12 protein-coding genes and 1 pseudogene are annotated in these 13,149 nt (G+C 62.5%); 12 read left to right on the top strand and 1 reads right to left on the bottom strand.

Annotation, left to right across the window (positions count from 1 at the left end; all coding sequences use genetic code 11):
* Positions 1-149 precede the first annotated feature (149 nt).
* The 6 genes from LG385_RS21145 (at position 150) to LG385_RS21120 (ending at position 5,435) form a co-directional block, all read left to right on the top strand.
* Positions 150-1,013, top strand: a complete 864-nt coding sequence (locus LG385_RS21145) for a YicC/YloC family endoribonuclease (RefSeq protein ID WP_225775781.1) — start codon at positions 150-152, stop codon at positions 1,011-1,013.
* Between the two features lie 10 nt (positions 1,014-1,023).
* A complete protein-coding gene (gmk, locus tag LG385_RS21140; RefSeq protein ID WP_181111107.1) occupies positions 1,024-1,644 on the top strand; it encodes a guanylate kinase in 621 nt (206 codons plus the stop codon).
* A gap of 143 nt (positions 1,645-1,787) precedes the next feature.
* Entirely contained in the window at positions 1,788-2,051 is a 264-nt protein-coding gene (gene rpoZ, locus LG385_RS21135) for a DNA-directed RNA polymerase subunit omega (protein WP_040260325.1), read from the top strand.
* Positions 2,052-2,108: 57 nt separating this feature from the next.
* Complete coding sequence (gene spoT, locus LG385_RS21130) at positions 2,109-4,217, top strand: bifunctional GTP diphosphokinase/guanosine-3',5'-bis pyrophosphate 3'-pyrophosphohydrolase (protein WP_181111108.1); 2,109 nt, start codon at positions 2,109-2,111, stop codon at positions 4,215-4,217.
* A 49-nt stretch (positions 4,218-4,266) separates the two neighbouring features.
* Positions 4,267-4,647 carry a RidA family protein gene (locus LG385_RS21125; protein ID WP_181111109.1) on the top strand — a complete coding sequence of 127 codons (381 nt, stop codon included), beginning with the start codon at positions 4,267-4,269 and terminating at the stop codon, positions 4,645-4,647.
* 56 nt (positions 4,648-4,703) lie between these two features.
* Entirely contained in the window at positions 4,704-5,435 is a 732-nt protein-coding gene (locus LG385_RS21120) for a hypothetical protein (protein WP_225775780.1), read from the top strand.
* Here the strand turns inward: LG385_RS21120 and LG385_RS21115 are convergent.
* Positions 5,425-6,294, bottom strand: a complete 870-nt coding sequence (locus LG385_RS21115; protein WP_225775779.1) for an NAD-dependent epimerase/dehydratase family protein — start codon at positions 6,292-6,294, stop codon at positions 5,425-5,427. The two genes, LG385_RS21120 and LG385_RS21115, sit on opposite strands and share 11 nt — an antisense overlap.
* A 157-nt stretch (positions 6,295-6,451) precedes the next feature.
* On the opposite strand from LG385_RS21115, the gene exbB reads away from it, so the two are divergent.
* From exbB to LG385_RS21085, 6 genes and pseudogenes are all read left to right on the top strand, one after another.
* Positions 6,452-7,393: a tonB-system energizer ExbB gene (gene exbB, locus LG385_RS21110; RefSeq protein ID WP_225775778.1), complete on the top strand. Its 942-nt coding sequence runs from the start codon at positions 6,452-6,454 to the stop codon at positions 7,391-7,393.
* Between the two features lie 2 nt (positions 7,394-7,395).
* Positions 7,396-7,821 (top strand): TonB system transport protein ExbD, encoded by a 426-nt coding sequence (gene exbD, locus LG385_RS21105; protein ID WP_181111113.1) that lies wholly within the window; start codon positions 7,396-7,398, stop codon positions 7,819-7,821.
* Positions 7,818-8,548 (top strand): annotated as a pseudogene (locus LG385_RS21100) (energy transducer TonB). Before exbD ends, LG385_RS21100 begins: the two are co-directional and overlap by 4 nt.
* An 87-nt stretch (positions 8,549-8,635) precedes the next feature.
* Positions 8,636-9,571, top strand: a complete 936-nt coding sequence (locus LG385_RS21095) for a hydrogen peroxide-inducible genes activator (protein ID WP_181111115.1) — start codon at positions 8,636-8,638, stop codon at positions 9,569-9,571.
* A complete protein-coding gene (gene recG / locus LG385_RS21090) occupies positions 9,568-11,643 on the top strand; it encodes an ATP-dependent DNA helicase RecG (RefSeq protein WP_225775777.1) in 2,076 nt (691 codons plus the stop codon). Before LG385_RS21095 ends, recG begins: the two co-directional genes overlap by 4 nt.
* 77 nt (positions 11,644-11,720) lie before the next feature.
* Positions 11,721-13,121, top strand: coding sequence for an aminoacyl-tRNA deacylase and HDOD domain-containing protein (locus LG385_RS21085; RefSeq protein ID WP_225775776.1), 1,401 nt, complete (start codon positions 11,721-11,723; stop codon positions 13,119-13,121).
* The last annotated feature ends 28 nt before the right edge of the window (positions 13,122-13,149 follow it).

Genomic DNA, 13,149 nt, shown 5'->3' with positions numbered 1-13,149 from the left:
GACAGGTATTTAAAACACCTCAGCCGACGCGCGGACGAACATCGCCCCACCACAGCGCATTGGGGGCAAGCCTCGCTTGAGTTACACTCTTGCGCCTTTATCGCCCCTGCGGCTCGGCCTTTCTCGCCGCCATCACGAGGTTCCCTCCCATGGTCCATAGCATGACCGCCTTCGCCCGGGCTGAACGCGCCGGGGCCCATGGCACCCTTTCCTGGGAGCTGCGCTCGGTCAACCATCGCTACCTTGAGCCTCACCTGCGGTTACCGGATGCCTTCCGTGAACTGGAGGGGGCTGTGCGCGAGGCACTGCGCGGCGGGCTGTCGCGCGGCAAGGTGGAATGCACCTTGCGCTGGAACGAAGAAGCGGGCAGCCAGGCGCCGAAGCTGGATCTGGCGCGCGCCGCAGAGCTGATCGAGGCTGCCCAGGCCGTTGCCGCCCTGATCCAGCAGCCTGCCGCGATCGACCCCTTGCAAGTGCTGGCGTTGCCTGGCGTGATGGTCAGCGAAAGCGTAGATACCCAGGCGATGCAGGCCGGCGCGCTGGCGCTGTTCAACGAGGCGCTGGCGGAAATGAAAGCAGGCCGCGCCAGGGAAGGTGCCGAACTTGCGAGGCTGATCAATGATCGGCTCGATGCCATGGCTGAAGATATCGCCGCGCTGCGCGAACAGGTGCCACAGATGCTGGCCGCCCACCGGCAGAAAATCCTCGACCGCTTCGCCGAAGTGCGCGCCGAGCTCGACCCCGTACGCCTGGAGCAGGAGCTGGTACTACTGGCCCAGAAAAGCGACGTGGCAGAAGAGCTGGACCGCCTGGCCACCCATGTACGGGAAGTTCGCCGCGTGCTGGCCAGCCCTGGCGCGGCCGGTCGGCGCCTGGATTTCCTCATGCAAGAGCTCAACCGCGAAGCCAACACCCTGGGCTCCAAAGCCTTCGATCCCCGTAGCACTCAGGCCGCGGTGAACCTGAAGGTGTTGATCGAACAAATGCGCGAACAAGTACAGAACATTGAGTAAGGCTATTTTGATGAAACCGACACCCGGCACCCTTTATATCGTTTCCGCGCCGTCCGGCGCCGGCAAGACCAGCCTGGTCAAGGCGCTGATCGACGCCGAAGCCGACATTCGCGTGTCGGTTTCCCACACCACCCGCGCCATGCGCCCGGGCGAAGCAGACGGCGTGAACTACCACTTCGTTGATCGGCCTACTTTCCAGGCAATGATCGAGCACGGGGATTTTCTCGAGCAGGCCGAGGTGTTCGGCAACCTGTACGGCACGTCCAAAAGCCGGCTGCAACAAACGCTGGAAGCGGGCCAGGATCTGATTCTGGAAATCGACTGGCAGGGCGGTGAGCAGGTTCGCAAGCTGATCCCGGGCACACGTTCGATCTTTATCCTGCCGCCATCGCTGCAAGCCCTTCGTCAGCGTCTGACCAATCGCGGCCAGGACAGCGACGACATCATCGATGGCCGCATGCGTGAAGCGGTGAACGAGATGCGCCACTACGTTGAGTACGACTACCTGGTGATCAACGATGATTTCGCCACGGCGCTTGGCGACCTGCGCGCGATTTTCCGCGCCAATCGGCTGAGCCAGGGCCTGCAACAGGGCCGCCATGCCGCACTGCTGCAAGGCCTGCTAGGCTGAAGCGGCGACCGCGGCAGACCAACGGCAAGAGAAATGTTGGCTGACGGAGCGGTTGCTCTTCCATTACGGCTGGTGATTTTTTAAACTGCCTAGTCCGCTACCCCGCTCCGGCGGGCGCTCACTGTTTATGCAAGAGGAAGACCATGGCCCGCGTGACCGTTGAAGACTGCCTGGAACATGTCGATAACCGCTTCGAGCTGGTCATGCTCGCCACCAAGCGCTCCCGTCAGCTGGCAACCGGCGGCAAGGAGCCCAAAGTGGGTTGGGAAAACGACAAGCCTACCGTGGTAGCCCTGCGCGAGATCGCCGCTGGCCTGGTCGATTACGATGTAATCGCTGAGGCAGAGATCGTCGATGAAGAGCCGCTGTTCACTGCGTTCGAGGACGAGGCCAACGAGGCCGTTTAACCCCATGCCCTGTCGACCCACCGCGGCCAAGGCGCCATTCTGGCGGGAGGTTCCTCCTTGCCAGGCATAGACGTTCTTGCCGAGCGCTTGTCGACCTATCTCGGCAAGGACCAGGTCAACCTGGTCCGCCGGGCATACTATTACGCCGAACAGGCTCACGACGGCCAGCGCCGCCGTAGCGGTGAGCCGTATGTTACCCACCCGCTCGCGGTGGCGAACATTCTTGCCGACATGCACATGGACCATCAGAGCCTGATGGCCGCCATGCTTCATGACGTGATCGAAGACACCGGTATCGCCAAGGAAGCGCTCTGCGCACAGTTTGGCGAAACCGTGGCCGAACTGGTCGATGGTGTCAGCAAGCTGACCCAGATGAACTTCGAGACCAAAGCCGAGGCTCAGGCAGAAAACTTCCAGAAAATGGCCATGGCCATGGCACGCGACATTCGCGTCATTCTGGTGAAGCTGGCTGACCGGCTGCACAACATGCGCACCCTCGAAGTGTTGTCCGGCGAGAAGCGCCGCCGCATCGCCAAAGAAACCCTGGAAATCTACGCACCCATCGCCAACCGGCTGGGCATGCACAATGTGCGCGTGGAGTTCGAAGACCTTGGCTTCCAGGCGATGCACCCGATGCGCTCTGAGCGTATCCACCAGGCGGTGAAGCGTGCTCGCGGCAACCGCAAGGAACTGGTCGCCAAGATCGAACAGTCCTTGGCCAACTGCCTGGCGGTAGACGGCATCGAAGGCGATGTGAGCGGCCGTCAGAAGCACCTCTACGGGATCTACAAGAAGATGCGCGGCAAGCGTCGCGCCTTCAACGAGATCATGGACGTGTACGCGTTCCGCATCGTGGTGGACAAGGTAGACACCTGTTACCGCGTGCTGGGCGCCGTTCACAACCTGTACAAACCGCTGCCGGGCCGCTTCAAGGACTATATCGCCATCCCCAAGGCCAACGGCTACCAGTCCCTGCACACCACGCTGTTCGGCATGCACGGCGTGCCTATCGAAATCCAGATTCGCACCCGTGAAATGGAAGAGATGGCCAACAACGGTATCGCCGCCCATTGGCTGTACAAATCCAATGACGACGACGTGCCGAAAAGCACCCATGCGCGGGCACGTCAGTGGGTCAAGGGTGTACTGGAGCTGCAACAGCGGGCCGGCAACTCGCTGGAATTCATCGAAAGCGTGAAAATCGACCTCTTCCCGGACGAGGTCTACGTGTTCACGCCCAAGGGCAAGATCATGGAGCTGCCCAAAGGCTCCACGGCGGTGGACTTCGCCTATGCGGTGCATACCGATGTGGGCAACAGCTGCATTGCCTGCCGTATCAACCGCCGCCTGGCACCGCTTTCAGAGCCTTTGCAGAGCGGCTCCACGGTCGAAATCGTCAGCGCGCCCGGCGCTCGGCCAAACCCGGCGTGGCTGAACTTCGTGGTCACCGGCAAGGCGCGCACGCACATTCGCCACGCGCTCAAGCTGCAGCGCCGGTCCGAATCGGTGAGCCTGGGCGAGCGGCTGCTGAACAAAGTGCTGAACAGCTTCGATGCATCGCTCGATGGCATCCCGGCCGAGCGTATCCAACACCTGCTTGCGGAGTACCGCCTGGAAGTCATCGAAGACCTGCTCGAGGACATCGGGCTGGGCAACCGCATGGCTTATGTGGTGGCACGCCGGCTGCTGGCCTCCGACGGCGAGGCCTCGCCAAATCACGAAAGCCCGCTGGCCATTCGGGGTACCGAAGGGCTGGTCCTCAGCTATGCCAAATGCTGCACGCCGATCCCGGGCGACCCTATCGTGGGTCACCTGTCTGCGGGCAAAGGCATGGTGGTGCATCTGGAGAACTGCCGAAACATCAGCGAAGTGCGGCACAACCCTGAAAAATGCATCCAGCTGGCATGGGCCAAGGACGTCAGCGGCGAGTTCAATGTTGAATTGAGGGTGGAGCTCGAGCACCAGCGCGGCCTGATCGCCTTGCTGGCCAGCAGCGTCAATGCCGCCGATGGCAACATCGAGAAAATCAGCATGGACGAGCGCGACGGTCGCACCAGCGTGGTCCACCTGATGGTAAGCGTGCATGACCGCGTGCACCTCGCTCGGGTTATCCGCAAGCTGCGCGCGCTCAATGGCGTGATCCGAATCACGCGCATGCGAGCCTAGGCCATCGTCGGGCTCGATGCGCAACGGCTACTACAACAAGGAGTTTGCAATGACCAAGAGCGTCATCCATAGCGACAAGGCCCCCGCCGCCATCGGCACCTATTCCCAGGCCATCAAGGCCGGCAACACCGTCTACATGTCGGGGCAGATCCCTCTCGATCCTGCCACCATGGAGCTGGTGGAAGGCTTCGAAGCACAGACCGTGCAAGTGTTCGAGAACCTTAAATCCGTTGCCGAGGCGGCGGGAGGTTCGTTCAAGGACATCGTGAAACTGAACATCTTCCTCACCGACCTGAGCAACTTCGCCACGGTCAACGAAGTGATGGGCCGCTACTTCCAGCAGCCTTACCCAGCCCGTGCCGCGATTGGCGTTGCCGCGCTGCCAAAAGGCTCCCAGGTAGAAATGGACGCCATCCTGGTTCTCGAATGAGGCCGTGACGGCGCAGCCCCCACGGGCGCGCCGTCCTCACACTCCAAGGACTTTCCATGCGCACCCTGTTTCTGGCGATCCCCGCCCTGGCCATGCTGCTGGGCGGTTGCGCCAGCCATCCCGCCGATGCTGGCGGCACCTGGATCAACGAGGACGCCATCGAAGCCGCCGTCAAGGGCGGCAACCTGCGCCAGGCTTTACTGGGCATGGGCCCCACGCTCGAATGGCAGATCGATTCGGCCGCCGGCAAGGCAACCTCCAGCAATGGTTTTGAAGTGGCCGAAGGCAACCTGACGCTCACTGACAAGGCCGAGTGGCGAGTGGACTTCTACGGCAACGGTGCGGAATCGCTCGCCCTGGATGGCGACGAACTGCTGCAAGCTTCCAGCGACAGCGCCGCCGAGCAGACCTTCAAGCGGGTAGATCCTACCAAGCCTCAGCTCCCGCCCGGAGGCGCCTTCGAGCACCGCCTGTATGAAGCCTATATGGGCGGCGAGTGGACGGTCAGCGAAGGTGAAGGATTGGGTGCCAAGGTACACTTCCTGCCCGATGGCCATGTCGACGGCCTGCCAGGCATGGACCGTTACGCCTTATGCCTGGGTGGTGACTGCGCGGCCATGAGCGGCGCCTTCGATAGCATCTGGCTGCAGAGCGGCCCCCAGGGCGCGGCTTATATCCTTCAGCGGGGCAAGAACCAGCTCGAGATCTACCAGGCCACAAACCAGGCCGCCGCGGATGAGATGCCCAGCCTGCGCCCTGGCCCGATTGCCTGGCGCCTTACGCGTTAGGTGCCTTGAGCTGTTGAAGCAGCGCCGCGTAGCCTTTCTGATAGTCAGGATAACGCGGCGCCCACCCGGTACTTCTGGCGAGGGCATTGCTGCAACGTTTGCTACCCGTGCGACGCATGGGGGCCGCTTCGGTCGCGACCTCAACCTGCAACTGCTTTCGTAGCCAGGCAAGCACTTCATGCAGCGGCGCCGGGTTGTCGTCCACGCCCAGGTAGCAGCCCGCGATTTCTTTCCCCGCCCAGTCTGCCTGCAACAGATGTGCGATAAGCCCGGCGGCATCCTCGGCATGTATCCGGTTGCCATATTGCGGAGGATGTTCGGCCGCGTATTGACCCTGCCTGGCCTGACTGATCAATCGCTCCCTGCCTGGGCCATAAATACCGGTGAGCCGAACCACGGTAGCCGGTATACGGCTGGCCCCGGCAAGGCTTTCCGCTTCCAGCATGATCCGGCCGGCGTAACCGATAGGGCAGGTATCCGAGGTTTCATCGACCCACTCCCCCTCTGCCTGCCCATACACACTGCTGCTGGACACAAATACGAGCCTTTTTGGCGACTGAGCGGCCTGCTTGACCCAGCTCATCACGTTGGCAAGCCCGTCCAGATAAGCCCGGCGATACCCGGCTTCGTCGTGCTGGTCCGCTGCCACGGCATAAACGAGGTAGTCCGGGGCGAGCGTTTCCCAACCTGCGGGGCAAGGCGCCAGGCTGAAGTCCGCCTGAAGGCCGGGCAACCCGGAGGGCAGCTTGGCCAGGTTGCGGCGTACGCCCGTGGGGTGCCAGCCGCTGCCCTGCAGTTGCAAGGCAAGCCTGCTGCCGATGTCTCCGCAACCGGCTATCACCACTCTGGGTATGCTCATGAACACCTCTATCTCGGCTTCGGTTGATGCGCCCGAGTGAAAAATCCGACGCAATCGCTTCTGCTATTAAGAATTACTTGCAATAATGGCGCACCATTTGTCCCGGCGCCCATCAGCCTGCATGGACCGCCACCTCCATTATTCAGGTTCGGCCAGCATGAATTCCACACAGTTCTCTGTTTCGCTCCCCTCGCTTCGCAGCATGTCACGCGCCTGGTGCGCTTTCGCCCTGCTGATCGTCAGCCTGGCTGCGCCGGTCGCTTCCGCAGACACTCCTGCCAACCCGGCCGCGCCGGTTACCACCACGGCGCCCGCTTCCGTCGAGGCGGCTTCGCCCAGCCAAGCGCTGGCCGCCGAGGACGCTCCAGATATCGAAGACCCTGCACTGAACCTGGGCCACGACCTGTCGCCCTGGGGCATGTATCAAAACGCCGATATGGTGGTGAAAGCCGTCATGATCGGGCTCGCCATCGCCTCTATCATCACGTGGACGCTGTGGATCGCAAAGGGTCTGGAGGTGGTTAACGCCAAGCGCCGCCTGCGCCGCGAGATCGAAGTGCTCAAGCGCGCCGCCACGTTGAAGGCGGCAGGCGATGCGACCAATCAGCCTGGAACGTTGGCACACCTGCTGGTGCAGGACGCGATGGAAGAATTGCAATTGTCCGCCAATGCGCGCGACAAGGACGGCATCAAGGAACGCGTGAGCTTCCGCCTCGAGCGCCTGGTTGCCGCATGCGGTCGCAAAATGAGCAGCGGCACCGGCGTATTGGCAACCATCGGCTCCACGGCTCCGTTCGTGGGCCTGTTCGGTACCGTTTGGGGCATCATGAACAGCTTCATCGGTATCGCCAAAACCCAGACCACCAACCTGGCGGTCGTCGCACCCGGCATCGCCGAAGCGTTGCTGGCGACTGCGCTGGGCCTGGTAGCGGCTATCCCCGCGGTGGTGATCTATAACGTGTTCGCACGTTCCATCACCGGCTACAAGGCACAGGTTGCCGACGCCAGCGCGCAGGTATTGCTGCTGGTCAGCCGGGACCTGGACCATCACCCGGTCGAGCGTGCCACCCAACCGCATTCCATGGTCAAAGCGGGTTAATCATGGGCCTGCATCTTAAGGAAGGCGCCGACGAGCTCGCCGAAAACCACGAGATCAACGTTACGCCGTTCATCGACGTGATGTTGGTTCTGCTCATCATCTTCATGGTCGCCGCGCCGCTGGCGACCGTTGATATCAAGGTCGACCTCCCCGCCTCCACGGCCAAGCCAGCGCCTCGGCCGGAAAAGCCGGTATTCCTCAGCGTGAAGGCCGACAAGCAATTGTACCTGGGTGACGACGCGGTGGACCGTGCCACGCTGGGCCAGGTACTGGATGCCCGCACTCACGGCAAGAAAGATACAACGATCTTCTTCCAGGCCGACAAAGGCGTGGACTACGGCGACCTGATGGAGGTGATGGACGCCCTGCGTGGCGCCGGCTACTTGAAGGTCGGCCTGGTAGGCCTTGAGACGGCAGGCAAGCAATGATCGCAGCGAGTCGCCCCCTGCCAGACGTAGCGCGGTACGGAGGTAGCCTGGCATTGGTGCTGGCTATCCACGCGGTGGCGATCCTGGTCGCCCTCAACTGGAAAAGCACCGTCACGCCCCCTCCACCGCCCCCGGCCATGATGATGGAGCTGGCCCCGCTTCCCGAGCCACAGCCCCTGCCGCCACCAGTGCCCGTGGTACAGCCACCGCAGCCAGTGGAAGAGCCACCGCTGCCCAAGGTAGTGGAAGCGCCAAAGCCGGTGATCGAGGTGCCCAAGCCAAAGCCAAAGCCCAAACCGCAGCCACCCAAGCCGCAGCCCAAGCCAGAGCCGCCCAAGGAAACCCCGGTCGAGCAACCGGCGCAGGCAGCCCTGCGGCACCCGCCAAGGCACCGGCCCCCACCCCGCCCCCACCGCCCGCGCCGCCGGCCAACGCAGCGCCCAGCTGGGAGAGTGAGGTGTTAGGCCGGTTAGGACGGTTCAAGGAATATCCGCCGGCCGCACGTAGCCGGGGCACCGTTGGCCAAGTCATGGTGGAGTTCACAATGGACGGCCAAGGTCGCGTGCTGGATGCGAGTATCTTCACCAGCTCTGGGAGTAGCTTGCTCGACCGGGCGGCGTTGCGAGCCGTGAATCGTGCGCAGCCCTTGCCAATACCACCGGCGGACAAGTTGAGTAACGGAACGGTCAAGCTTAAAGCCCCTTTCAACTTCAGCCTTACTCGCTGAGGTTCTGATACAAGGTCGCGTATTCGATAACGTGCGTCTATCGACTGCAGCCGCTATGCTGGGGCCGCAACTTCATGGACGCCCGTTATGACCCTTACAGAATTACGTTACATCGTGACCCTCGCCCAGGAGCAGCATTTCGGCCACGCCGCCGAACGCTGCCATGTGAGCCAGCCCACATTGTCGGTGGGGGTGAAAAAACTCGAAGACGAACTCGGCGTACTGATCTTCGAGCGCAGTAAAAGCGCTGTGCGCCTTACCCCGGTCGGGGAAAGCATCGTTGCCCAGGCGCAAAAGGTGCTCGAGCAGGCGCAGGGCATCCGTGAACTGGCACAGGCAGGCAAAAACCAGCTCACCGCGCCCCTCAAGGTGGGCGCCATCTACACCGTTGGGCCTTATCTGTTCCCGCATCTCATTCCCCAGCTGCACCGGGTTGCCCCGCAGATGCCGCTGTACATCGAAGAGAACTTCACGCACTTGCTTCGCGACAAGCTGCGCAACGGCGAGCTCGACGCAGTGATCGTTGCGCTTCCGTTCAACGAAGCCGATGTGCTGACGCTGCCGTTGTACGACGAGCCTTTCCAGGTATTAATGCCCAGCGACCATCCGTGGACCCGCAAGGAAACCATTGACTCCGCCTTGCTCAACGACAAAAGCCTGCTGCTGCTTGGCGAGGGGCATTGCTTCCGCGATCAGGTGCTGGAAGCTTGCCCTACGCTGGGCAAAGGCGCTGACGCGGCGCGGCATACCACGGTGGAGTCCAGCTCCCTGGAGACCATTCGCCACATGGTCGCCTCCGGGCTCGGGGTATCGGTACTGCCGCTGTCCGCCGTGCATAGCCATCACTACGCCCCCGGCGTCATCGAGGTGCGTCCCATGACACCGCCCGCACCCTTCCGCACGGTTGCCATCGCCTGGCGCGCCAGCTTCCCACGGCCCAAGGCCATCGAGATCCTCGCCGACTCGATCCGCTTGTGCTCGGTGGTCAAGGCACCTGCGGCGAACACAAAAGCTGCGGTATGACCGAACTTGCCGGCGTGCCGGTCACGGCACTCAAGGGGGTGGGCGAAGCCATGGCGGAAAAGCTCGCCAGGGTGGGGCTCGAAACCGTACAGGATGTGCTGTTCCACCTGCCCCTGCGTTATCAGGACCGCACGCGTGTGATCCCGATCGGTAGCCTGCGCCCTGGCCAGGACGCAGTGATCGAAGGCGTGGTGCGCGGCGCGGACGTGATGATGGGCAAGCGGCGCAGCCTGCTGGTGCGCCTGGGCGACGACACCGGCGTGGTCAGCCTGCGCTTCTACCATTTCAGCAATGCCCAAAAGGAAACACTCAAGCGGGGCACGCCGGTGCGGTGTTACGGCGAGGCTCGCCCTGGCGCCTCGGGGTTGGAAATCTACCATCCAGAATACCGAGCCCTTACCGGCGACGAGCCGGCCCCCGTCGAGCAAACCCTCACCCCCATCTACCCGCTTACCGAGGGCCTGACCCAGCAACGGCTTCGTCAACTGTGCGTGCAAAGCCTGGCGATGCTAGGCCCCAACAGCCTGCCCGACTGGCTTCCCGAGGAGCTGGCGCGCGAGTACCGGCTGGGAGCTTTGGGCGACGCCATTCGCTATTTGCACCAGCCGCCCGCCGATGCCGATGTCGAAGAGCTCGCCCTGGGCCATCACTGGGCGCAGGAGCGCCTGATATTCGAAGAGTTGCTCACGCATCAGCTTTCACAACAGCGGCTGCGTGAAAGCCTGCGCGCTCAGCAGGCTCCGCCGCTTCCCGAACCGCGCACCTTGCCGGCCCGTTACTTGGCAAACCTGGGCTTCAGCCCTACCGGCGCACAGCAGCGGGTGGGAAAGGAAATCAGCTACGACCTGTCCCAGAACGCGCCGATGTTGCGCCTGGTGCAAGGCGATGTAGGCGCAGGTAAAACAGTGGTAGCGGCCCTTGCCGCCCTGCAAGCGATAGAAGCTGGTTACCAGGTCGCGCTCATGGCGCCTACCGAGATTCTGGCCGAGCAGCACTACATCAACTTTCAGCGCTGGTTCGAGCCGCTGGGGATCGAAGTCGCCTGGTTGGCTGGCAAGCTCAAGGGCAAGACCCGTCAGGCCGCGCTGGAGCGAATTGCCGCTGGCGCGCCTATGGTTGTGGGTACCCATGCGTTGTTCCAGCCTGAGGTTCGCTTCCACCGCCTGGCCTTGGCGATCATCGACGAACAGCACCGCTTCGGCGTACAGCAGCGTCTGGCGCTGCGGCAAAAAGGTGTAGATGGGCGCCTGTGCCCGCATCAGCTGATCATGACCGCCACCCCCATTCCTCGCACATTGGCCATGAGCGCGTACGCCGACCTGGACACTTCGGTGCTGGACGAACTGCCACCTGGGCGCACGCCGGTAAACACCGTGTTGGTGGCGGATAGCCGCCGCATCGAGGTGATCGAACGTGTTCGTGCCGCCTGCGCCGAGGGGCGGCAAGCGTATTGGGTCTGCACACTGATCGAGGAATCCGAAGAGCTGACCTGCCAGGCGGCGGAAACGACCTTCGAGGAACTTACCAGCGCCTTGGGTGAGTTGCGTGTGGGCCTGGTGCACGGCCGAATGAAGCCCACAGAAAAAGCCGAAGTGATGGCCCGGTTCAAACAGGGCGAACTGCAGCTACTGATCGCCACTACGGTAATCGAAGTTGGGGTGGACGTGCCCAATGCCAGCCTGATGATCATCGAGAACCCAGAGCGCCTTGGCCTGGCCCAGCTGCATCAATTGCGTGGGCGGGTTGGCCGTGGCAGTACGGCCAGCCATTGCGTGCTGCTCTACCACCCGCCCTTGTCCTTCATCGGCCGCGAGCGGCTGGGGATCATGCGTGAAACCAACGACGGCTTCGTGATCGCAGAGAAGGACCTGGAACTACGGGGGCCTGGTGAAATGCTGGGTACCCGGCAAACCGGGCTGCTACAGTTCAAGGTGGCTGACCTGATGCGGGACGCGCATTTGCTGCCGGCGGTACGGGATGCCGCGCAGCAACTCATCGCCCGCTGGCCGAACCATGTGACTCCACTGTTGGAGCGCTGGCTGCGCCATGGGCAGCAATATGGCCAAGTGTGAGGTCATATCCCCTTAATCTGCCCGCATTATTCCCGAAGCTGGGTATACTGGCGCTTTGTAAACGTTCGGATACAGCCATGACTGAAGTTGCCCTGGAAGTAGCAACACCGCACGCCCCCGATGCCATCCAGCAGCTGTTGCGCGCTCACAGCATCGATTACCGGGAAGTGATCGAATCGCCTCTGCTGAACCCTGCTCGACAGGTACAGGCTGTATTGCTCGGCGACGCGGTTGGCCTGCTTCTGGTGCTGCTGCGCAAGGACCAGCTTCTGGACCTTACGCGTCTGGCGGAAATTTATGGTCGAACCCTGACCGCCGTTCCCTTGGAAAAACTCAAGCGTTTGCTTGACCCGTCAGACCTTGGCGAGCTGCCGGGCATACCACTTGCGGTCAGTGCACCTTGCGTTTACGACGAACGGCTGCTGGACATCGAGTATGTACTGGTCGCTTCCGGTCAGCCCGGGATTCTGCTCGAAATTTCCACGGACCAGAATCAGTTCCGCAAGGCGCTGGCCAATGCCAGCTCCGCCCGCTTCGGCGAAGACGTCGCCAAACCCGTGGCCCAGCCACTCTCCGGTTCGCTGAGCGTGATTTCCAAGGGTGTGCAGGCATTCACCGCGCGCCGCATTCAACAGCGTCTCGAAGACACTATCGAGATTCCGCCGCTGGCTACTACGGCGCAGAAAATCATCAAGCTGCGGGTTGATCCGGATGCCAGCACCGACGACGTGACCGGGGTGGTCGAAACCGATCCAGCCCTCGCGGCGCAGGTGGTGAGCTGGGCGGCTTCACCCTATTACGGCTCCGTGGGCAAGATCCGCTCCGTTGAAGATGCGATCGTGCGAGTGCTGGGGTTCGATCTGGTGATCAACCTGGCCCTTGGCCTGGCATTGGGCAAAACCCTCACCCTGCCCAAGGACAAGCCCCAGCACGCTACGCCCTATTGGCAGCAGTCGCTCTATACCGCGGCGGTAGTCGAAGGTCTTACCCGCGCGATGCCGCGTGCACAGCGGCCCGAGGCCGGGCTTACCTACCTGGGCGGCCTGTTGCACAACTTCGGCTACCTGCTGCTGGCGCACGTCTTCCCGCCGCATTTTTCGCTGGTGTGCCGCCACCTTGAGGTAAACCCCCACCTGCCCCACGCCTATGTCGAGCAGCACTTGCTCGGGATAAGCCGTGAGCAGGTAGGTGCCTGGCTGATGAAGCACTGGGATATGCCAGATGAGCTGGTCACTGCGCTGCAGTACCAGAACGACGCCACCTATGATGGCGAGCACTCGGCTTATGCCAACCTTGTGTGCCTGGCGGTGCGCTTGCTGCGTGCCCGTGGCAAGGGCTTCGAGGTGGAGGAAGAGATCCCGGACGCCTTGCTGGAGCGGCTTGATATCACCCGCGAGAAAGCCAATGAGGTGGTTACCAAAGTGCTGGATGCCGAGCAGCTGCTACGTGAGCTCGCCCAGCAATTCGGTCAGGGCTAGGGGCCGGCAGCCGGGTTTCAAGTTCTGA

The sequence above is a fragment of the Pseudomonas sp. Marseille-Q5115 genome (genome assembly GCF_916618905.1).
GTDB lineage: Bacteria > Pseudomonadota > Gammaproteobacteria > Pseudomonadales > Pseudomonadaceae > Aquipseudomonas > Aquipseudomonas japonica_A.
The sequence above is the reverse complement of the archived record's forward strand: the minus strand, read 5'-3'. Positions and strand labels throughout refer to the sequence as shown.